Raw genomic sequence first — 19,878 nt, 5'->3', positions numbered from 1 at the left:
GAGGGGCGGTACAGCGGGATTCCGTTGCCCCTCCTCGCTTCTGTTAGAGACCATAACTATTGTGATGGAGCATCGCAAGAGAGGTGATGGATACGATGCGCGAGGGCGGCTCACGCTTGCCGTCCCACCCCGCCGCGACGCAGGAGGAGAACATGGCCGCCGAGGTACGAAGCCCCCGGGCGCGCTACCGCGAGCAGAACCGTGCGGAGATCAAGACGGCCGCGCTGCAGCAGCTCGCCGAGGGTGGCGTGCAGGCGGTGGCGCTCACCCGGATCGCCAAGGAGCTGGGGCTCTCCGGGCCGGCCCTGTACCGCTACTTCGCAGGTCGGGACGATCTGCTGGGGGAGCTGATCCGGGACGCCTACGACGACGTCGCGCAGGTCACCGAGGGGGTCGGCGGCGCAGCGTCCGCCGGGGACGCGCGGGCGGCCCTGCATGCCCTGGCCGACGCCTACCGGGGCTGGGCCGTCGCGCAGCCGCACCGCTATCTCCTGATCCAGGGCACCCCGCTCCCCGGTTACGCGGCTCCGCCCGACACCCTGCGGCGCGCGCGGGCCGTGCTGGGACCGTTCCTGACGGTGTTCGCCACCGGTGTGCCCGCGGAGGCGATGCGGCCGGTCGTCGCCGAAATGGCCGCTTGGGTGCGCAAGGACGCCGGCATCGCCGACTGGGTGGCGCAGTACACCGGGCTGCCACCGCAGGACGGGGCGGCGGCCATCGCCCTCGCCGGTACGGTGCTGGCCTGGTCGCAGCTGCACGGCACGGTCGGCCTGGAGGTGTCCGGCCAGTACGCCGGCATGGGACACCAGGCGTCGACGCTCCTCGTCGCGCAGATCGACACCCTGGCCGACTCCTTCGGGCTCCAGGGGCCCGGGCGTCCGTGACCTGACTTTCCGTCAGGAAGCGTTCGTACAGGCCGGATTGTGCCCCGTGGTGGAGTGCTTCCCGTCGGCGGCGCCGCTCAGCGAGCGCTTCCGAGGTTTCGGTCCGCTTCGCTGCCGTCCAGCATGAGCGTGGTTTCCTCGATGCGCCGGAACCGGCACCACATGTGTGCGCGGCGCACGCTATCCTGGGGGTATGGAAAACGAGATGGGTCACGCGGTCGCCGAAGCCCTGGGCGACCTGCTCAAGCGCACCCTGCGGGCCAACCTGTACCAAGCCCTGACCGAGAACATCGGCGAGGGCGTCGACGAGGTCACCTATCCGGTGCTGAGCGGACTGGCCAGAACGGGACCCTGCAGCGCCGCCGACCTGGCCACCGCGGTGGGCCTGGACCGGTCCGGCGTCAGCCGACGCGCCTCACGTCTGGAGGCGGCCGGCCTCGTACGGCGCGCACCGGACCCCGCCGACCGGCGGGCCGTTCTGCTGACGCTCACCGATCAGGGCACCGAGACGGTGGCGCTGATGCGCACGCGCCTTGCCGCGCGCATCGAGGAGTCCCTGAGTTCCTGGCCCGAGGGGGAGGCGCGGTCCTTCGCCCGGAATCTGCGCAAGTTCCTCGATGAGGGGCCCTTCAAGGACGTGAAGTAGCGTCCGGCGTCGGTGGCGACCGACTGGCGACCGACTGACGATCGGCCGGCGGAGGTCCGCTTGCCGGGGGTGTGCGGGTGGCGGACCGGTACCTGTGCCGCAGGCCGAGGTTCAGTATCCGGCCGGCCGGATCAGCCCCGTCTCGTAGGCGAAGACGGCGGCCTGGGTCCGGTCGCGCAGGCCCAGCTTGACCAGGATGCGGCCCACATGGCTCTTCACCGTCTGTTCCGCCACCACCAGCCGCTCCGCGATCTCCCCGTTCGACAGGCCCTGGGCGATCAGTGACAGGACCTCGGTCTCCCGTTCCGTCAGAGTGCCCACCCGGTCCTTGAGCGGGGTGCGCGGGGCGCTGGTCACCCGGGAGAACTCGGCTATCAGGCGCTTGGTGATGTTCGGGGCGAGCAGGGCGTCGCCGGCCGCCACCACCCGTACCGCCTGGGCGAGTTCGGCCGCCGAGGCGTCCTTGAGCAGGAAGCCGGAGGCGCCCGCGCGCAGCGCCTCGTACACGTACTCATCGAGGTCGAAGGTGGTCAGGACGAGGACCTTGACGGTGGCGCCGGCCGGCCCGGTGAGGCGGCGGGTGGCCTCGATGCCGCCGAGGCGGGGCATCCGGACGTCCATCAGGACGACGTCCGGGGCGAGTTCGGCGGTCTTCGCGACGGCGTCGAGACCGTCCACGGCCTGGCCGACGACCTCGATCCCGGGTTCGGCGTTGAGCAGCACGGTGAATCCCTGGCGGACCATCATCTGGTCGTCGGCGATCAGCACACGGATGGTCGTCATGGGGTGTCCTCACCGGTCTCGGCCGGTTGTCTCGCGGGGGCGGGCAGGAGGGCGGCCACCTCGTAGCCGCCGTCCGGGGTGGGGCCGGCGGCCAGTTCGCCGCCGAGCATCGCGGTGCGTTCGCGCATGCCCAGCAGCCCGTGCCCGGAGCCGGGGGAGGGCGGGGCGGGCCCGGCCGGCGCGGTGTTGGTGACGTGGAGGGTGAGACCGTCGGGTGCGTATCCGAGCCGCACCCGCACCGCCGCGCCGGGCGCGTGCCGCATCGCGTTGCTCAGTGCCTCCTGGACGATGCGGAACGCCGACAGCTCGGCCCCCGGCGACAGCGCGTGCGGCTCGCCGGTGGACTCGGTGGTGACGGCCAGTCCGGCCGCCCGCACATTGTCGAGCAGTTCGTCCAGCCGGTCCAGGGTGGGCTGCGGGGCATGCCGTACGCCCTCCGCCGCAGGGTCCTCGGAGCGCAACACGCCCAGTACCCGGCGGAGTTCGCGCAGCGCGTCGACGGCGTTCGTGCGGATGCCCGCGAGGTTCTCCTTCAGCTCGTCGGTGGGGTCCGCGACGAGATGCGGGGCGACCTGTGCCTGGATGGAGATCACCGACATGTGGTGGGCGACCACGTCGTGCAGCTCCCGGGCGATCCGGTGGCGCTCCTCCAGCAGAGTGCGCCGGGCCCGCTCCTCGGCGGTGAGCTCCTCCTGTTCGACGAGCTGGGTGCGCGCCACCCGGCGGCCGCGCAGTGCGGCCCCCAGCACCGTCGCGATGATCAGCAGCGGGACTGCCTGCGTCACGTTCTCGTGGTGGCCCGGTCCGAGGAACGTCAGACAGCACAGTCCGGCCAGGACGTGGAGACCCAGCGCCTCGGCCGCGACCCGCGGGCGTACCCGCAGCGCCAGCAGGAACACCGTCGCGGCCTGCACGAGGAGACCCGGTTCGGTCCAGGGGAAGCCCTCCGGCCCGGGGAGCCCGTTCCCCGCGGCCCGCGCCGCGACGACCATCGCCGCCGTCGACACCCACCAGGCCGGTATCGGACGGAACATGGCCGCGAACAGCGCGAGGGACTGACACAGCGAGAGCAGCAGCGCCAGGCCCATCTCCAGCCCGTAGACATGGGCGAGGAAGTCCGTGTTGAGGACGGCTGTCGCATAGACGAGGACGCCGATCACCACATGCGGCAGCCGGGCCAGCAGGCGGGGCCCCCGCATCCTCGGCAGCGGATCGGCCGCCGCCGTCCACAGATCGTCGCGCAGCGTACGCGGCACCGCCAACAGCACCGCCCGCAGCCGCGGTTCCCCGCTTTTCCCGCCCCCCGTGACCATGTGAACCACCCTAGACACGCGGTGTCTGCGCCGGCCGGGCGGGGCGCAGCTCGGATACCGGCCGGGAACGCCCGCGCCGCCCCGCGCGGCCCTGCTCGTAGGCCCGGAACGCGGCCAGGCACACCAGCAGCGCCAGCCCGAACACCGGCAGCCAGGCCAGCCGGGCGAGCACCCACGCCGCGCCGTCGGGGGCCGTGTGCAGTCCGGGGAGCGGCCGGCCCGCGAGCAGGCCGAGCGCGGTGACCGCCATCATCGCCGTCTGGTGCCACAGGAAGACCGTCATCGCCGCGAGGTTCAACAGCGCCACCGGCGCCCAGACCAGGGGGCGCCGCAGGACCCGGCGCAGGGGACCGAGCAGCAGCAGGGCCGCCCCGCACTGGGCCAGACCGAAGGTGACGACCGCGAGGGTGGGCGGGTTGAGGTTGGATATCGCGGCGCCCGGCACCCCGACCATCGCGGCCGGATATCCGGCCCACCCGACGAGGCCGGCGGTGGCGGCGGCGCCGCCGAGCAACAGCACCCAGCCGGTCGAGCGGCCGGCCAGCCGCCCGTGCGCCCAGGCCGCGCCCAGACAGTACGGAACCAGCCAGCCCACGGGCACATTGATCCAGCCGAGCCACGCCGGACCCCCCAACCCGAAGCGGAGCAGGTCGACATGGAGGACGACGGCCAGTGGCCACAACGGGTGCAGCCGGGCGACCAGCGGGGTCGCCGCCGTCAGCGCGGTGAAGACCAGCAGGAACCAGAGCGGGGAGCACACCAGGGTGCCCAGGGTGCTGACGGTCTCCACCCGGGCTCCGGAGGCGAGCAGGGCGACCGCCACCACGCCCCAGAGCACCAGCACGGCCGCGACCGGCCGCAACAGCCGGGCCGTACGGGCGCCGAGCCACCGCCCGTACCTCTCGCCCCGGGCACGGGCCGAGGCATGACTGCGCGCCGCCACCCGGCCGCCGACCAGGAAGAAGACCGCCAGGGTCTGGAAGACCCAGGAGACGGGCGTGAGCTGCGGCATGGAGTGCAGCGGGCTGGCCCCGTGCACCGCGCCGCTGTCCGTCACGAGGGCGGTCACCAGCCAGTGCCCGAGCACCACACCCAGGATGGCGAGCGCCCGCAGGGCGTCGACGGCACGGTCCCGGCCCTCCGGAGTGGCGGCGGCGATCCGCCGGGCGAGCTCACGCATCACGATGCCCCTCGGACGGTGCCCGTCCGGAGACGATCCGGGCGATGTTGCGCAGCGCGACGGAGCCGGGCGCGAGATAGTCGCTGTGGCCGCCGGCGCCGGCCGCGAAGCCCCGCGCCCCGAAGGCGTCCGACACCGGATCGGCGCCCAACCCCAGGGTGGCGAAGGGGAGATGCAGCCGGCCGTGCGGCACGTGGGCGATCCAGTCGTCCGCGCCCCGGCCGGCCCACACGGCCGCCCGGGTGTGCAGGGCGGAGGCACTCTCGGCCCCGGCGCCGGGGCTGCCGTACAGCACGAGGTTCGCCACCGCCAGCCCCGGCGCGGCGCGGCCGCAGACCACCGAACCGTAGGAGTGGCACAGCACGGAGATCCGGGCCGCGGGCCGCAGTGCCGCCATGTCGCCGAGGAACGCGCGGAGTTGCGGGGCGGCCGCGTCGGCGAGCCCGGTCGTCAGCACGTCGGGGCTCACCGTGCCCGGCGTCTCGTACCCGAGCCAGGCGACCACGGCGGTGCGTGCGTCCAGCGACCGCCGGAGCGCCGTCGCGCCTTTCAGGAACCGCTCGTAGGTGTCGAGGTTGGTGTCCGAGCCCGGTACCAGGACGGCGATCCGCTCGGCCCGCGTCAGATCGCCGAGGACCTCGGCGGTGCGGCCCCCGCCGCGGCCGTCGAAGGACAGGAACTGCCGCTCCGGGCCCGCCATCCGGCGCAGCGCCCGGACCCGTGCCCGGTCGCCGTGGCCCTCGGCCATCCGGGCCGCCGCGCGGATGCCGGCACGGTTGACGGCATAGCGCCCGGCGAGGCCGCCGGGGCCGACCGCCCGCAACGGGGCGAGCGCCACCGGCGCGGGCGCCGGGACGGCCGCGGGGCGGGCCGCGCCGGACACGGGCACGGCCACCGAGGCGGCCACGAGCGCGGCGAGCAGGGTACGCAGCAGTCTGCCGCTGCGCGGGCGGGACGCCATGGGGATCGGTCCTTCCGTCACGGAAGCCGTCGTGCTTCCGGGACGCACGCTATGAAGCGCACCGGTTGATCCACGTCCCGCCCGGGAGCGCACTTCCCGCCTGGCTCTCAAGTACTAGGGGTAGGGGGCGGCGCCCCCGAACGGACGGCGCACGGCGGCCCGGTGCGACGCGCCCCGCACCCCCGGGGCCGGCGTCCGCTGACGGCGACGGCTGCCGCCGTTGGTGTCAGACGGGCCCGGCGCCTTGCGTGGTGTGTGGAGTGAGCGGGCGGGGGAGTGCAGGGTCGGCGTGGGCACCGGTGCGGTGCCCGGCCGGAGTACCACGGCCGTCCGCGGCTCTGCCGGGCGGACGGCGGGGCCGGGGCGGAGCGGCGAACGGCGGAGCGCGAGGCGAAGGGCGTGAGTCATGGGTGTCGGTTTCCCACAGGAGACGGCCACGGCGTCGGCCGCGGCGTCGGCGGTGCCGGAACGCGTCGTGCTGGCCGCCCGCCCGCGGGCCTCGATGCGGCTGTACGCCCTGCCGCCCGCCGGGGCCGGCCCGGACTGCTATCTGCGGTGGGTGCCGCTGCTGCCGCCCTGGGTCGAGCTGTGTTCCGTGGCGCTGCCCGGCCGTGGCACCCGCGCCGGGGAACCGTCGCTGACCGATCCCGCGTATCTGAGCGCCCGGCTGGCGGCGGTGCTAGACGACTGGACCGACCCCCGGCCGTTCGCGGTCTTCGGGCACAGCGCGGGCGCGCTGCTGGCCTACGAGGCGATCCGCCATCTGCGGCGCACCCATGGCCGCCCGCCCGCGCTGCTGGCGGTGTCCTCCCTGTCGGCGCCGCATCTCGACGCCTACACCGCGGACCTGCCGCCGCGTCTGACGGCCGGTCTCGCGGGCCTTGACGAACTCGTCGGCCCGATCCCCGAGCAACTGCTCGCCGACGCCCGCCTGATGGCCGCGGCCTGCACCCCGCTGCTGGCCGACCTGCTGCTGCTCCTGCACTACCGGCACCACCCGGAGCCGCCCCTCCAGGTGCCCCTGGTGCTCTACGGCGGCGAGCACGACCCCGTCACCGATCCGCGCCAGCTCCAGGCCTGGAGCGACCTGGTCACCACCCCGGCCGACGTACACCTCTTCCCCGGCGGGCACAGCTATCCGCAGACGGCGGCCAAGGAACTGGTCGGGCACCTGACCGGCGTCCTCGGCACGGTCACCCGGCACCCGGTGGCCACGGCATGACGGCCACCGGGCAGGCCGGAGGTGCCCGGCGTACGGGCGCGGCCGCCGTGGTGTGCCTCGGGCTGTTCATGCTCGGCCTGGATCTGACCGTCCTCAATGTCGCCGTCCCCGGCCTCCAGGGCGACCTCGACACCTCCACCGCCCAGGTGCAGTGGATCGTGGACGGCTACGCCGTCGTCCTGGGCGGAACGGTGCTGGCCGTGGGCGCCTTCACTGACGCCTGGGGCCGGCGCCGCTCCTTCGTCTGCGGAGTGGCGGTCTGCGCGGGCGCCTCACCGGTCGGCGCGCTGGCCGGCCACCCCGGGCAGGTGATCGCCGCCCGCTGCGTCATGGGGGCCGGGGCCGCGCTGCTGATGCCGGCGACCCTGGCGGTCCTCCACCACCTGTTCCCCGAACCCCGGCTGCGCAGCCGGGCGATCGCCGCATGGGCCGCGGTCGGCGGCATGGGGGGCCTGTGCGGTCCGGTCATCGGGGGCTGGCTGGTGGAGCACTTCTCCTGGCGCGCCGCCTTCTGGATCAATCTGCCACTCGCCGGCGTCCTCGTCGTCCTCGCCCTGGTGCTGGTGCCCGAGTCCCGTACGGTGCGCCGCGCCGGCTTCGACGTGCCCGGCGCCGTCCTGTCCGCCGCGGGGCTGCTGGCGCTGGTGTGGTCCATCACCGAGAGCCCGCACCGCGGCTGGACCAGCCCGGCGGCCCTGACCGGATTCGCCGCCGCCGCGCTGCTGCTGGCCGCCTTCGTCGCCCGGCAGCTGCGCACGCCCGCCCCCATGCTGCCGCTGTATCTGCTGCGGGTGCCGGGCATCGGAGTGGCGGCGGCGGCCCTGGCGTTGATGTCCTTCGCCATGTTCGGGGCACTGTTCGTGCTGACGCTCTATCTCCAGGGGGTGCTCGGCTTCAGCCCTTGGCAGGCCGGTCTGCGGACGCTGCCGCTGCCGGGCGGACTGGCGCTCGGCGCGGGGTGCGCCGTGCCCCTGCGGAACCGGCTGGGCGGCCGGGTCCCCGTCGTCGCCGGCCTGACACTCGTCACGGCCGGCTTCGCGGTCCTGGCCACCACCACCCCCGACTCCGGCTACCCGCACTGCGCGGCCTTCCAGCTGGTCGCGGGCGTCGGCGCGGGGCTCGTCGCGGCGGCGGCCACCGAGTCGGTGATGGGCTCGGTCGCCACCGAACGGGCCGGACTCGGATCGGCCATCAACGACGCCACCCGCCAGGTCGGCTCCGCCCTCGGCGTGGCGGTTCAGGGCTCCCTGCTCGCGGCCGTCTTCACCTCCCGGTTCAGTACGTCCCTGACGGGTCTGCACGCCCCCGCGCCCGTGACGGCGGCGGCCGAACACAGCATGCTGTCCGTCCCCGAACAGGCGCGGCACCTTCCCCCACCACTGCGTGCCGGCGTGCTGGCCGCCGCCCGCAGCGCCTTCACCGACGCGATGACGCTCACCGCCGTCGTCGCCGGGGCCGTCACCCTGCTCACGGCCGTGGCGGCCGCCCGCTGGCTCGGCCGGCCGCCCCGTCCCCCTGCCGAGTACGGCGCCACACCGGCGCCGGCCCCGCCCGCCATGGCCGCGGACCGGGAGCGCACACCCGGCGCCACCGGGCGATGAGCCACTCGTTCGGAGGTGCCTTCACGCCCGGTGCCCGGGGACCCGGTCGGCGACAGTGGAAGACGCGCCGACCGACCCCCGCGCACCGCCCGCGGTGCCGCCCGCCCGTCCGGAGCCGCGATGCCGCACCCCGTCCGCATCCGCACGGCCCCATGCGCCCGCGCACGGACACCGGAGACCTGTCCCCACCGGCGTCCTACGTCCAGGGCCCGCGTCCGGCACCACCCCATCCACCGAAGGAGTCATCCGTGCCCACCACCACCGAGCTGATCACCACCACCCTCACCGAGACCTTCGACCTCGACCCGTCCGAGGTCAGCCCCGGGCGCACCTTCGAGGAACTGGGCCTGGACTCCCTCGCCCTGGTCGAGATGGGGCTGATGCTGCAGGAGCGGACCGGCATCTCGCTGGAGGACGTGCCCCTGCAAACGACCATCGGCGGGCTGGCGGCCCTCATGGACCGTGCCGGGACCGAGCAGGCGCTGACGGCCGCACCGAACAGCACCCACTGATGCCCGGCGCCTGCCGCGAGGTCGCCGTCACCGGGCTGGGCGTCGTCAGCCCGGCCGGTATCGGCGCCCGGGCCACCTGGGACGGTCTGCTCACCGGCCGGTCCACCGCCGCCCGGGACCCGGGCCTGGCGGGGCTGCCGGTGGACATCTCCTGCCAGGTGCCGGACTTCGACACCGCGCGGCTGGTCGGCCGGAAGGCCGCCTGGCGGCTGGACCGCTTCGTCGCCATGGCCCTCCTCGCCGCCCGGCACGCCGTCGCCGACGCCGGCCTCGTCCCCGGCGACTGGGACGCCGCCCGCGTCGGCGTGGTCATCGGGACGGGAACGGCCAGCATGGAGCGCTACGTCGGCGAGTTCGCCAAGCTCGCGGCCGGCCGCCCGCTGGACATCTCGCCGCTCGCCGTCACCCGCAGCGTGCCCAACATGGCGGCCGCCGAGATCGCCCTCGACCTGACGGCCCAGGGCCCCAACTTCGCCGTGTCCACCGCCTGTGCCTCCGGCAGCAGCGCCCTCGGCGTCGCCCGTGATCTGCTGCGCGCCGGGACCTGCGACATCGTGCTGGCCGGCGGCGCGGAGTCGGCCCGCCACCCCATCCCCGCCGCCTGCTTCCACCGCATGGGTGCCCTCTCCGCACGGGTGGCCGACCCCGCGGGCGCCTGCCGTCCGTTCGACGCCGCCCGCGACGGCTTCGTGCTCTCCGAGGGCGCCGCGGTCCTGGTCCTGGAACGCCCTGCCCACGCCCGGGCCCGCGGCGCCCGCCCGCGGGCACAGCTGGCCGGCTACGGGGCGACCTGCGACGCCTACCACTACGCCGCCCCCGACCCGGAGGGCCGGGGCGCCGCCGCGGCCCTCACCGCCGCCCTGGCGGACGCCGGTCTGACGCCGGGGGACATCGACCACGTCAACGCGCACGGCACCGGAACCCGCCTGAACGACCTGGCCGAGGCCAGAGCCCTGCACACGGTCTTCCCCACGCCGCCCGCCGTCACCTCCCTCAAGGGCGCCCTGGGGCACGCCATCGGAGCGGCCGGCGCCATCGAGGCGGCGGTCACCGTCATGAGCCTGCAGGAGTCCTGCATCCCGCCCACCGCCAACCATGAGGACCGCGACCTCGACATCGATCTGGACATCGTGTCCAAGGCCCCGCGCAGCACGCCGCTGTCCGCCGCCGCCAGTACGTCCTTCGGCTTCGGCGGCCAGAACGCCGCACTCGTCTTCCGGGCCGTCTGACCGCCGCTCAACCCCGCCGCTCAACCTTGCCGCTCCACCCCGCCGTTCCGACCCGCCGTCCCCCGCCGTCCCGATCCGCCGCGCCGAAGGGAGCGACGTATGAGAGCCGTTCCGGGCCGCACCGACCACGTGGTGGTGGTCGGAGCCGGGCTCTCCGGACTGTCCGCCGCACTGCATCTGCTCGGCGCCGGCCGCCGGGTGACGGTCGTCGAATGCGAGGAGCGGCCCGGCGGCCGGGCCGGCCGGATCGAGCGCAACGGCTACCGCATCGACACCGGACCGACCGTGCTGACCATGCCCGACCTCCTCGACGAGGCGTTCGCCGCGGTCGGCGAACGCCTCAGCGACCGGGTGCAACTGCGGGCACTGCACCCCGCCTACCGCGCCCGCTTCGCCGACGGCAGCGAGCTGGCGGTGCACACGGACCCGGCGGCCATGGAGGCCGAGGTCGAACGGTTCGCCGGAGCCCGGGCGGCCCACGGCTACCGCCGGCTGCGCCACTGGCTCCAGCAGATGTACGCCGTCCAGCGGCACCGCTTCATCGACACCAACTTCGACTCGCCCCTCCAACTGCTCCACCCCGACCTGGTGCGGCTCGCCGCCCTCGGCGGATTCGGCCGCCTCGACGCCCGGATCGGCCGCTTTCTGCCCGACCCGCGGCTGCGCCGGGTCTTCTCCTTCCAGGCGTTGTACGCCGGGGTGCCGCCCGCCCGCGCCCTGGCCGCCTACGCCGTCATCGCCTACATGGACACCGTCGCCGGGGTGTACTTCCCCCGCGGCGGCATGCACGCCCTGCCGCAGGCCATGGCCGAGGCCGCCGCGGACGCCGGCGCCGCCTTCCGCTACGGGCAGCGGGTGACGGGCCTGGAGCGCGCCGGCGACCGGATCACGGCGGTGGTCACCGCGCACGAGCGGATCCCCTGTGACGCGGTCGTGCTCACCCCCGATCTGCCCGTCGTCCACCGGCTGCTCGGCCGGCGGCCGCACCGCCCGATGCCCCTGCGCCACGCGCCGTCCGCCGTGATCCTGCACGCCGGCACCGACCGGACCTGGCCGCACCTGGCGCACCACACGCTCTCCTTCGGTGCGGCCTGGGAGCGGACCTTCGACGAACTCACCCGCACCGGCCGGCTGATGAGCGACCCCTCCCTGCTGCTCACCCGCCCCACCGCAACCGATCCGGAACTCGCCCCGCCCGGACGCCACTTGCACTACATCCTGGCGCCCTGCCCCAACACCGAGACCGGCCCCGGCGCCCGCACCTGGCACGACCTCGCCCCCCGCTACCGCGACAGCCTGCTCGCCGTGCTGGAGCGCCGGGGACTCACCGGTATCGACGCCGCCATCGAGGAGCAGCACCTGGTCACCCCGGCCGACTGGACCGCACAGGGACTCGCCGCCGGCACCCCGTTCTCCGTCGCCCACACCTTCGCGCAGACGGGCCCCTTCCGCCCCCGCAACCTCGTGCGCGGCACCGAGAACGCCGTGCTCGCGGGCTGCGGCACCACCCCGGGCGTCGGCATCCCCACCGTCGTGCTCTCCGGCAAGCTCGCCGCGGCCCGCATCACCGGACTCCGGCCGCCCCGCTCCGCCGCCGGCCCGGCCCGTCCCGCGAAGAGAGGCATCCCGGTATGACCGACCGCGAACTGGACGCCGCAGGGGTCACCGATCCCCTCCTGCGCGACGCCTACGCCCACTGCCGCCGGCTCAACGCCCGGCACGGCAAGACCTACTTCCTCGCCACCCGGCTGCTGCCCGCGGCCCGCCGGCCGGCCGTCCACGCCCTGTACGGCTTCGCCCGCTGGGCCGACGACCTCGTCGACGAGCCCGGCGCCGGCCGCACCACCGCCGGCCGCGCCGCCGCGCTCGACGCCCTGCGGCAGTGCCTGGAAGACGGCCTGCGCGGCGCCCCGACCACCGAACCCGTGGTGCGCGCGGTGGCGCACACCGCCGCACGGTACGGCATCGACCACCGCCACTTCCTGGACTTCATGGCGTCCATGCGCAGCGATCTGACGGTGACGGACTACCCCACTTACGCCGAGCTGCGCCGCTATATGCACGGCTCGGCCGCGGTGATGGGGCTGCAGATGCTGCCGGTGCTCGGCACGGTCGTCCCGCAGGAGGAGGCGGCGCCGCACGCCGCGGCCCTCGGCATCGCCTTCCAGCTCACCAACTTCCTGCGCGACGTCGGCGAGGATCTCGACCGGGGCCGGATCTATCTGCCCGCGGATCTGCTCGCGGCGCACGGCGTCGACCGCCACCTGCTCCGCTGGAGCCGGGACACCGGCGCACGCGACCCGCGGATCACCGCGGCCCTGATGGCCGCCGCCGACCTCACCCACGGCGTCTACCGCGAAGCGGCGCCGGGCCTCGCCCTGCTCGAGCCGTCCGCGCGCCCGTGCATCCGCACCGCGTACGTCCTCTACCGCGCCATCCTCGACGCCGTGCGCGACGACGGCTACGCCGTGCTGCACCGCCGCGCGGTGGTCTCCCGCCGGCGCCGGATGGCGACCGTCGCGGACGGTCTGGCCCGCCTGGCCGCCACCCGCCTCACCGCCGGGCGGCCCGCCGCGCCGCCCGGCAGACCACAGCGGCCCGCTCCGGCGCACGCGTCGGTGTCGGTGTCGGAGCAGACCCCATGAGCCGGGCGCCCCGCCCCCAGCCACGCCTCCCGCTGCGGCTGCGGCGGCCGCAGCCCTGGGCACAGCAGCGCCCCACCTGGCGTGACGCCCGGCCCGCGGTCATCGCCGGCGCCGTGAAGACCGCGCTCGCCCGCCCCTCCGGCAACTGGTTCGTCCTCGGCGCGGCACGCGACATCGCCGCCGGCCGCGCCTTCGGCCGTACCGTCGCCGGCGTCGAGGTCGTCGCCTGGCGCGACGCCGCCGGCCGCCTGGTCGCCGGCCCCGGCGCGTGCCCCCACCTGGGCGCGCCCCTCGCGCTCGGCCCGGTGCACTGCGGCATCCTCCGCTGCCGGTGGCACGGACTCGCCCTGGACGGCGCCCCGTTCGCCGGCTGGGAGCCGTTTCCCGCCCACGACGACGGCCTGCTGGCCTGGGTGCGGCTGGACGAGGCGGGCGGCGAACTGCCGCTGCCGGCGCCGGTCCTCCCCGCCCGGCCGCGGCCGGGCGGGACCGTCGCCGCCGTCCACACCGCCACCGGCGTCTGCGAACCCGAGGACGTGGTGGCCAACCGCCTCGATCCCTGGCACGGCGCGTGGTTCCACCCCTACTCCTTCGCCGACCTCACCGTGGCCGGCTCCCCGGCCGACGGCGAGCCGGCCGAAGGCTTCACCGTGGAGGTCTCGTTCAAGGTCGCCGGCCGGGCCGTCGTGCCGGTCACGGCGCGGTTCACCGCCCCCGAGCCGCGCACCGTGGTGATGCACATCGTGGCCGGCGAAGGGCGCGGCTCGGTGGTGGAGACCCACGCCACCCCGCTGGGCCCGGACGACCGGGGACGCCCGCGCACCGCCGTCGTCGAGGCGATCGTCGCCACCTCCCGGCGCCCGGGATTCGCCCTGGCACGCGCGGCCGCGCCCGCCCTGCGCCCGCTGATGCGCGCCGCCGCGGGCCGTCTGTGGCGCGACGACATGGCCTACGCCGAGCGCCGCTGGGAACTGCGCAACAGCGGACGCCACCCGGGCTGAGGCGCAGCACGCCCGGAGCCCGGCGGGCGCCCCCCCCCAGTTCACCCTCCGGTCTGCCGGGCCGCCCACCGCAGCACCGCCGAACGCCCCTTGCCCGGCACGGTCCACAAGGTCTGGCCGCGCACGCCCCAGCGCGCCAGCAGGGCGTTCGCCGCGAGGAACCCGGTCGTCGCGGCGCGCTCCATCAGTGCCACCGGGAGCGCGGTGCGCACCGCGTCGCCCGCCACCACCAGCCGCGGGTCGGGGGTGTGCACGGTGGGCCGGTCGCCGTAGCCGCCCACCGGGAACAGTGGGCAGTCCGCGCGCCACTCATGGCGCCGGTCGATGATCCGGGTGCCGCGGGTTTCCGGATAGAGGGCGTGCAACTGGCTCACCAGACGGCGCTGTTCGCGCCCACGGTCGGCATCGGGGGACACGGCGTAGGCGTGCAGTTCGAGCACCGAGCCGCCGGTACGGGCGGACCAGCGGGCCGCCTCCCCCTCCCAGCGCTCCAGCACGCTGACGTTGTCCAGCGAACCGTAACCGCTGGTCCCCAGGAAGCCGGGCCGGTCGGCGTACACCCGGCGCTCCAGCCACAGCCGGGACACCACGAAGGGCGGCGCGGTCCGCAGCCGCCCGACCCGCGCCCGCCAGGCGGCGTTCCCCAGCCGGGGCGAGGCGGCGACGAGCCGGCGCAGCCCGCCGGGGTCCAGCGCGAGGACCACCGCCTCGAACCGGCGCTCCGCGCGCTCCCCGCAGACGGCGACGCGCAGCCCGTCGTCCGCCGCCGGTTCCACCCCCGCCACTTCCGTGTCCGTGTGCAGCGCCACCCCGTGTCCGGCGAGGTACCGGCCGAGGGGCTCCCACAGGGCCTGCGGGAAGGGCTCGCGCGGCACATCGAACAGCAGGCCCTCGCTGGAGCCGAGAAAGTAGATGTGGAACATCAACGCCAGCTCCGCGGCCGACAGTTCCCGCGGATCGGCGAAGAAGCTCCGGGAGAACACCTCGAACGCGAGGTGCCGGGCGGCTTCGGGGAACCGGATGCGGGCGAGGAAGTCCCAGGCGCTGGTGCGGTCCAGCCGCTCGTAGACCTGCGGCACCCGCACGTCGAGCAGCGGCAGCGCCGCCCCGGGGTGCATCCGCGCCAGGTCCCGCCAGCCGAAGCTGGGGCTGAGCGCCGCGAAACCCAGCGCGCTCCAGGGCGGTGTCCGCGGCACCCGCGCGAAGCTGTCCCGCAGGCCCGAACGGTGGTGCAGCGGATAGTCCGGCAGCCGCCGGAGCACGTCCAGCCCCGGGTCGGCCCGCCGCAGCAGCCCCCGCAGGTTGTAGTACTGCGGGAAGAACGCATGGAACCCGCGGCTCATGGTCGCCCGCGAGCCGTCGGCGAGCCGCACCGGCCAGCCCGCCAGCCGGCCGCCGAGGCTCCGCTCCCGCTCGTACAGGGTCACCCGCACACCCCGCTCGGCCAGCGCCGTCGCGGCGGCGAGGCCCGCGATGCCGCCGCCGATCACCGCCACGCACGGCCCCTCGGGCGCGGCCCGGTCCCGCCCCGGCGGCCCCGGCACCCGGTGGGCCCGCCGGTCACGTCCGCGCCGCGCGGCCCCGTCGTGCCGCTGTCGAGGTGTCACGAGCCCTCCTCAAGGGGTCGGTACGAGGAGCGAAGGGCGCAGGCGCGGCGGACGCCCGGCGCCGGGGAAGGGGGACGGGTCACCAGGGCGCGGAACGGCGGGGCAGCAGCGGGAGTTCGGCGACGGTGCGGAGCATCGGCAGCACGGGCGTGCGCAGGCCGATGCTGACGTCCTCCCACAGCCGGGAGCGGCCGTCGAGGAACCGCAGCAGCCGCGCCGTCGGCACCGTGCGGAACAGCCCGGTGAAGAACTCGGCCCCGTCCACCCGTCCGCTGTCCAGCGCCCGCAGCAGCACCGCGTCCATCGCCCGGTGCCACGGAGTGTGCGCGGGCGGGGGGAGTGGCGTCCGGCCCGCCCGCAGGGCCGCCGCGATCAGCGTGCTCTGCCGCTGCACGGCGGCGAAGGTGTACCCGGTCGACGGACGGGTCGCGCCGCCCGCGGTCCCGATGCGGAACACCGCGCGTCCGCCCCGCCGCGGGAAGCGCCCGTCGGTCATCGGGATCACGCCCTGCTCGGTCCCGGTGACGCGGAACGCGCCCAGGCGCAGCACCTGTTCGGTGTAGTGGCGCAGGGCCCGCTCGTAGGCGGCGGTGTCCGCGGCGCGGCGGGAGAACTCCGTGTACTCCACCAGCGCGGCACACTCGCCCAGCGGCAGCACATAGCCGAACGACAGACCGTGGGCGGGCTGCGGGGTGCGGAAATCCATCAGATCCGCCGTCGCGGGGTCGAACGCGGGCCGCCGGGTCCGCACGAACCACCCGCGGAAATGCTGCCGGAGCGTCGTGCGGGCCAACGGCAGGCGGCCGGCCGGCCGGGAGTCGAAGGCCCAGCGCGCCCGCAGCAGCACCGGCCGCCCCGCCGTGTCGCGCCCTCGTACTTCGGCCCCACCGGCGGCGTCCCGTACGGAATCCACGGTCGCCTCGATCCGGACCACACCGTCCTCACCCGAGAGCCGGGCGCCGACGAGGGCCTCGAAATCACGCGAGCGCAGCATCTTGTACCGGAAGGGCGCGGGGCTGCCCACGGTCGCCGCGCCGCCGGGCCCGTGGACGCGCAGCCGTTCCCACGAGGCGGTCAGCGCGCCGTCGAAGGCGCCGCCGGGTGTCTCCCAGTAGCACCAGGTGCGCTCCGGCGGCGTGCGGGGTCCGGGCGGTGCGTCGACCAGCAGCACCCGGGGCCCGGGACCCGCCGCCGGGGCGCACAGCCGGTGGGCGAGCGAGAGCCCGGCCGCTCCCGCGCCGACGATGACGGCATCCGCGTCCCGCACACCCGGTCCTCTCCGTGCCTCGGTGCCCCGACGGTGATCCTTGCGCAGTTCCCGGCCGGGCGGCGGGGTGCGACGCGCGGGAATTCCGGCGGATCCGGCCGGGCGTCGCGGCGGGACGGTACGAAGAGCCCACAGCGGCGCACCGGCCCCGCCGGCCCGCGGCGTGCGGACACGGTGCCCGAGGCGAAAGGCGGTGCCCCATGACGGCAGCCGGCAGTGCGGTCGATGTCCTGGTCGTCGGTGCGGGAGCGGCCGGGCTCGCCTGCGCCGGTGATCTGCGGTCGGCCGGACTGACCGTCCAGGTCCTCGAAGGCTCTGACGGGGTCGGCGGGCGGATGCGTTCGGACCGGGTGGACGGGTTCGTCATCGACCGCGGATTCCAGGTGTTCAACACCGCCTACCCCCAGGTCAAAAAGCGGATCCAGCGACGCGCGCTCCGGCTCCACCCGTTCTCGCCGGCCGTGCTCGTGCACACCGGGAAGGGCCGGCTGCGCTTCGCCGACCCCAGCCGCGAGCCGCGCCGGGCGGCCGATCTGCTGCCGGGCCGGCTGGCCGGCCCCCGGGATCTGCTGGCGCTCGGCGCGCTGTCGGCCCGCGACGCGCTGGCGCCGGCCGCCCTCCTCAAACGCGGCACGGAGCGCACCACCCGCACCGCGCTCGCCGCGGCGGGGGTGTCCGAGGAGTTCGTCGAGCGGTTCTTCCGGCCGTTCCTGTCGGGGGTCTTCCTGGAGGACGAACTGGAGACCTCCAGCCGCTTCTTCCATCTGGTGTGGCGCAGCATGCTGCGCGGCACCCTGTGCCTGCCGGGCGACGGCATCGGCGCGGTGCCCCGGCAGCTCGCCGGCGTGCTGCCGCCGGACGCGGTGCGGCTGGACTGCCCCGTCGCCCGGCTCACCGACGACGGGGTGATGACCGCCGGCGGCGAGCACCTCGCGGCCCGCACCGTCGTGGTCGCCACCGGAGCCGCCGCGGCCGCCTCCCTGCTGCCCGGGCTGTACATCCCGCCGCACCGCGAGGTCACGACCTACTACCACGCGGCGACCGTGACACCCCTGGCCGAGCCGACCCTGCTCGTCGACGTCCGCCGGCGGTTTCTGCACACCTGCGTCCTGAGCGAGGTGGTCCCCGGTCACGCGCCGGACGGCTACAGCCTGGTGGCCACCTCGGTGCTCGGCGCGGACACCCCCGGCCGGGAGGACGGACTGCGTACGGCGCTGGCCGAGGGCTATGACGCCGACACCGCCGCATGGGAGCTGCTCACCGTCCGCACCGTCCATGACGCGCTGCCCGCGATGCTGCCGCCGCAGCCACTGAGCCGGCCGTCGCGCATCGGCCCCGGCCGCTATGTGTGCGGGGACCACCGGGCGACCGGCTCCGTCCAGGGGGCGCTGGCCTCCGGCGCCCGTGCGGCCCGCGAGATCCTGCGCGACCTCGGCCGGTAGCCCGTACCCCGTACCGGCGGGCCGGCGGGCCGGCGGTACGGGCCCCGGGGCGGGTGCGGTGTCCGCCGGGCGATCGGCAAGAATCCTCTCTCCACCAATCCAGGTGTCATCCGGCGCCGAATCAGCTGTGACCACGTCACAGTCCGGAGGTGTCCATGCCCGTCGCAGCCCGCCGCGGCGACCGCTCCTCAGCGCCGCACGCCGGTGCCCTGGAGTCCCTGCTCGACCGCGTCTCCCGGGGCGATCAGCAGGCGTTCGAGAGTCTCTACACGGCGGTGGCCGGGACCGTACTGGGCCTGGTGCGCCGGGTGGTGCGGGACCCGGCGCAGTCCGAGGAGGTCGCGCAGGAGGTGCTCATCGAGGTGTGGCGGACCGCGGCCCGCTTCGACCCGCGGCAGGGCAGCGCCATGGCCTGGATCATGACGCTGACGCACCGCCGCGCGGTGGACCGGGTGCGCTCGGCCCAGGCGGCGGCCGACCGTGACCACCGGGCCGCGGTGTACGGCTACACCGCGGCGTTCGACGAGGTCAGCGAGCAGGTCGAACGACGGCTGGAGCGCGAACAGGTCCGGCGCTGCCTGGGACAGCTGACCGAGCTCCAGCGGGAGTCGGTGACGCTCGCCTACTACCGCGGGTACACCTACCGTGAGACCGCCGACCTGCTCGGCACGGCACTGGGAACGGTCAAGACACGGCTGCGGGACGGGCTGATCCGGCTCCGCGACTGCCTGGGGGTATCGGCATGAGCACCGTCGAACTGCACACCCTGACCGGCGCCTACGCCCTGGGCGCGCTGACCGGCCGGGAGGCCGCGGAGTTCGCCCGCCACCTCGACCGGTGCGTGGCCTGCACCCAGGAGGTACGCGAACTCCAGGAGACCGCGGCCCGGCTGGCCCTGGCGGTGGCCGAGGTCCCCCCGGCCGCCCTGCGTACCCGGGTGATGGCCGCCCTGCCCGAGGTCCGACAACTGCCGCCGGTGGAGCACGCGGCGAGCGTGGTGCCGATGCGCCGGCGGATGCGGCACCGGCTGCCCTATCTGGCGGCCGCCGCCTGTCTGGTGGCCGCCGCGGTCGCCGGCGGGTACGCCGTCCAGGCCCGGCACGACGCCGACGCGCAACGGGACCGCAGCGTGCGCGCCGAGCAACAGGCGGCCGCGGTGAGCGCGTTGCTGGCCGCTCCGGACGCCACCTTCCACACCACGGCGCTCAAGGGCGGGGGCAGCGGGACGGTCGTGGCCTCCAAGCGGCAGGGACGCACCGCGTTCCTCTACCACGGCCTGCCGGCGCTGTCCGGTCAGCGGGTCTACGAACTCTGGTACAGCCGCAACGGCTCGATGGTCCCCGCCGGACTCGTCGAGACCGGCCGCTCCAGCGGCGCGATGCTGCTGACCGGCGGACCGCAGGGCGCCGACGGCGTGGGCATCACCGCGGAACCGCCGGGCGGCTCCAGCCGGCCCACCAGCCCGCCGCTGGGCCTGCTCGGGGTGTGACCGCCGCGCACCACCGGCCCCCCGCTCACGGCTGATTGGCCCCGCCGCCGGTCCGCGGCGGCGGGGCCGGCCGGCCCGCACCAGCGGATTCTCCCC

Annotated in this window: 18 protein-coding genes and 1 pseudogene; 12 read left to right on the top strand and 7 right to left on the bottom strand. The window is 75.5% G+C overall.

What is annotated here, in order from left to right; all coding sequences use genetic code 11:
* The first annotated feature begins 152 nt into the window (after positions 1–152).
* Complete coding sequence (locus tag OIU81_RS01130) at positions 153–884, top strand: TetR/AcrR family transcriptional regulator (protein WP_329154780.1); 732 nt, start codon at positions 153–155, stop codon at positions 882–884.
* Between the two features lie 77 nt (positions 885–961).
* Here the strand turns inward: OIU81_RS01130 and OIU81_RS01125 are convergent.
* Positions 962–1,039 (bottom strand): annotated as a pseudogene (locus OIU81_RS01125) (nuclear transport factor 2 family protein); the annotation flags it as partial.
* Positions 1,040–1,077: 38 nt separating this feature from the next.
* Here OIU81_RS01125 and OIU81_RS01120 point away from each other — a divergent pair.
* Positions 1,078–1,530, top strand: a complete 453-nt coding sequence (locus OIU81_RS01120; RefSeq protein WP_329142148.1) for a MarR family winged helix-turn-helix transcriptional regulator — start codon at positions 1,078–1,080, stop codon at positions 1,528–1,530.
* 111 nt (positions 1,531–1,641) lie between these two features.
* On the opposite strand, the gene OIU81_RS01115 is transcribed toward OIU81_RS01120, so the two are convergent.
* Genes OIU81_RS01115 through OIU81_RS01100 form a run of 4 tightly spaced genes read right to left on the bottom strand, consistent with a single transcriptional unit; the run spans position 1,642 to position 5,767 of the window.
* Positions 1,642–2,313 carry a response regulator transcription factor gene (locus tag OIU81_RS01115; protein ID WP_329142146.1) on the bottom strand — a complete coding sequence of 224 codons (672 nt, stop codon included), beginning with the start codon at positions 2,311–2,313 and terminating at the stop codon, positions 1,642–1,644.
* Positions 2,310–3,626, bottom strand: coding sequence for a sensor histidine kinase (locus OIU81_RS01110; protein WP_329142144.1), 1,317 nt, complete (start codon positions 3,624–3,626; stop codon positions 2,310–2,312). Before OIU81_RS01110 ends, OIU81_RS01115 begins: the two co-directional genes overlap by 4 nt.
* Positions 3,627–3,636: 10 nt before the next feature.
* Positions 3,637–4,806 carry an acyltransferase family protein gene (locus OIU81_RS01105; RefSeq protein WP_329142142.1) on the bottom strand — a complete coding sequence of 390 codons (1,170 nt, stop codon included), beginning with the start codon at positions 4,804–4,806 and terminating at the stop codon, positions 3,637–3,639.
* A complete protein-coding gene (locus OIU81_RS01100; protein ID WP_329142141.1) occupies positions 4,799–5,767 on the bottom strand; it encodes an alpha/beta hydrolase in 969 nt (322 codons plus the stop codon). The genes OIU81_RS01105 and OIU81_RS01100 overlap by 8 nt, the downstream gene beginning before the upstream one ends.
* 406 nt (positions 5,768–6,173) lie before the next feature.
* Between OIU81_RS01100 and OIU81_RS01095 the strand changes: the two genes are divergently transcribed.
* From OIU81_RS01095 to OIU81_RS01065, 7 genes are all read left to right on the top strand, one after another.
* Positions 6,174–6,989, top strand: coding sequence for a thioesterase II family protein (locus tag OIU81_RS01095; RefSeq protein ID WP_329142139.1), 816 nt, complete (start codon positions 6,174–6,176; stop codon positions 6,987–6,989).
* Complete coding sequence (locus OIU81_RS01090; protein WP_329142137.1) at positions 6,986–8,590, top strand: MFS transporter; 1,605 nt, start codon at positions 6,986–6,988, stop codon at positions 8,588–8,590. The genes OIU81_RS01095 and OIU81_RS01090 overlap by 4 nt, the downstream gene beginning before the upstream one ends.
* Positions 8,591–8,838: 248 nt before the next feature.
* Positions 8,839–9,102 carry an acyl carrier protein gene (locus OIU81_RS01085; RefSeq protein ID WP_329142135.1) on the top strand — a complete coding sequence of 88 codons (264 nt, stop codon included), beginning with the start codon at positions 8,839–8,841 and terminating at the stop codon, positions 9,100–9,102.
* Positions 9,102–10,331, top strand: a complete 1,230-nt coding sequence (locus tag OIU81_RS01080; protein WP_329142133.1) for a beta-ketoacyl-[acyl-carrier-protein] synthase family protein — start codon at positions 9,102–9,104, stop codon at positions 10,329–10,331. Before OIU81_RS01085 ends, OIU81_RS01080 begins: the two co-directional genes overlap by 1 nt.
* Positions 10,332–10,430: 99 nt before the next feature.
* A complete protein-coding gene (crtI, locus tag OIU81_RS01075; RefSeq protein WP_329142132.1) occupies positions 10,431–11,966 on the top strand; it encodes a phytoene desaturase family protein in 1,536 nt (511 codons plus the stop codon).
* On the top strand, positions 11,963–12,976 hold the full coding sequence (locus tag OIU81_RS01070) for a phytoene/squalene synthase family protein (protein WP_329142130.1): 1,014 nt from the start codon (positions 11,963–11,965) through the stop codon (positions 12,974–12,976). The genes crtI and OIU81_RS01070 overlap by 4 nt, the downstream gene beginning before the upstream one ends.
* The gene (locus tag OIU81_RS01065; protein WP_329142128.1) at positions 12,973–13,977 is read left to right on the top strand and encodes a DUF5914 domain-containing protein; all 1,005 of its coding nucleotides are present in this window, start codon (positions 12,973–12,975) and stop codon (positions 13,975–13,977) included. The genes OIU81_RS01070 and OIU81_RS01065 overlap by 4 nt, the downstream gene beginning before the upstream one ends.
* A gap of 41 nt (positions 13,978–14,018) precedes the next feature.
* Here the strand turns inward: OIU81_RS01065 and OIU81_RS01060 are convergent, their stop codons facing one another.
* Together OIU81_RS01060 and OIU81_RS01055 are read right to left on the bottom strand one after the other, a co-directional pair.
* Positions 14,019–15,584 carry an FAD-dependent oxidoreductase gene (locus OIU81_RS01060; RefSeq protein ID WP_329142126.1) on the bottom strand — a complete coding sequence of 522 codons (1,566 nt, stop codon included), beginning with the start codon at positions 15,582–15,584 and terminating at the stop codon, positions 14,019–14,021.
* Positions 15,585–15,663: 79 nt separating this feature from the next.
* On the bottom strand, positions 15,664–16,851 hold the full coding sequence (locus OIU81_RS01055) for a lycopene cyclase family protein (RefSeq protein WP_329142124.1): 1,188 nt from the start codon (positions 16,849–16,851) through the stop codon (positions 15,664–15,666).
* 200 nt (positions 16,852–17,051) lie between these two features.
* Between OIU81_RS01055 and OIU81_RS01050 the strand changes: the two genes are divergently transcribed.
* The 3 genes from OIU81_RS01050 to OIU81_RS01040 all read left to right on the top strand — a co-directional run bounded on the left by OIU81_RS01050 (position 17,052) and on the right by OIU81_RS01040 (position 19,782).
* Entirely contained in the window at positions 17,052–18,293 is a 1,242-nt protein-coding gene (locus OIU81_RS01050; RefSeq protein WP_329142122.1) for an NAD(P)/FAD-dependent oxidoreductase, read from the top strand.
* 155 nt (positions 18,294–18,448) lie between these two features.
* Positions 18,449–19,039 (top strand): ECF RNA polymerase sigma factor SigK, encoded by a 591-nt coding sequence (gene sigK / locus OIU81_RS01045; protein ID WP_329142120.1) that lies wholly within the window; start codon positions 18,449–18,451, stop codon positions 19,037–19,039.
* Positions 19,036–19,782: an anti-sigma factor gene (locus tag OIU81_RS01040; protein ID WP_329142118.1), complete on the top strand. Its 747-nt coding sequence runs from the start codon at positions 19,036–19,038 to the stop codon at positions 19,780–19,782. The genes sigK and OIU81_RS01040 overlap by 4 nt, the downstream gene beginning before the upstream one ends.
* Positions 19,783–19,878: the final 96 nt, after the last annotated feature.

The organism is Streptomyces sp. NBC_01454 (genome assembly GCF_036227565.1).
GTDB lineage: Bacteria > Actinomycetota > Actinomycetes > Streptomycetales > Streptomycetaceae > Streptomyces.
Note: the sequence above shows the minus strand (reverse complement) of the source record. Positions and strands in the feature narration are given on the sequence as shown.

Coding starts and splice junctions, on each gene's coding strand:
- OIU81_RS01130 (WP_329154780.1), top strand. CDS start 153: ATGGCCGCCGAGGTACGAAGCCCCCGGGCGCGCTACCGCGAGCAGAAC.
- OIU81_RS01120 (WP_329142148.1), top strand. CDS start 1,078: ATGGAAAACGAGATGGGTCACGCGGTCGCCGAAGCCCTGGGCGACCTG.
- OIU81_RS01115 (WP_329142146.1), bottom strand. CDS start 2,313: ATGACGACCATCCGTGTGCTGATCGCCGACGACCAGATGATGGTCCGC.
- OIU81_RS01110 (WP_329142144.1), bottom strand. CDS start 3,626: ATGGTCACGGGGGGCGGGAAAAGCGGGGAACCGCGGCTGCGGGCGGTG.
- OIU81_RS01105 (WP_329142142.1), bottom strand. CDS start 4,806: ATGCGTGAGCTCGCCCGGCGGATCGCCGCCGCCACTCCGGAGGGCCGG.
- OIU81_RS01100 (WP_329142141.1), bottom strand. CDS start 5,767: ATGGCGTCCCGCCCGCGCAGCGGCAGACTGCTGCGTACCCTGCTCGCC.
- OIU81_RS01095 (WP_329142139.1), top strand. CDS start 6,174: ATGGGTGTCGGTTTCCCACAGGAGACGGCCACGGCGTCGGCCGCGGCG.
- OIU81_RS01090 (WP_329142137.1), top strand. CDS start 6,986: ATGACGGCCACCGGGCAGGCCGGAGGTGCCCGGCGTACGGGCGCGGCC.
- OIU81_RS01080 (WP_329142133.1), top strand. CDS start 9,102: ATGCCCGGCGCCTGCCGCGAGGTCGCCGTCACCGGGCTGGGCGTCGTC.
- crtI (WP_329142132.1), top strand. CDS start 10,431: ATGAGAGCCGTTCCGGGCCGCACCGACCACGTGGTGGTGGTCGGAGCC.
- OIU81_RS01070 (WP_329142130.1), top strand. CDS start 11,963: ATGACCGACCGCGAACTGGACGCCGCAGGGGTCACCGATCCCCTCCTG.
- OIU81_RS01065 (WP_329142128.1), top strand. CDS start 12,973: ATGAGCCGGGCGCCCCGCCCCCAGCCACGCCTCCCGCTGCGGCTGCGG.
- OIU81_RS01050 (WP_329142122.1), top strand. CDS start 17,052: ATGACGGCAGCCGGCAGTGCGGTCGATGTCCTGGTCGTCGGTGCGGGA.
- sigK (WP_329142120.1), top strand. CDS start 18,449: ATGCCCGTCGCAGCCCGCCGCGGCGACCGCTCCTCAGCGCCGCACGCC.
- OIU81_RS01040 (WP_329142118.1), top strand. CDS start 19,036: ATGAGCACCGTCGAACTGCACACCCTGACCGGCGCCTACGCCCTGGGC.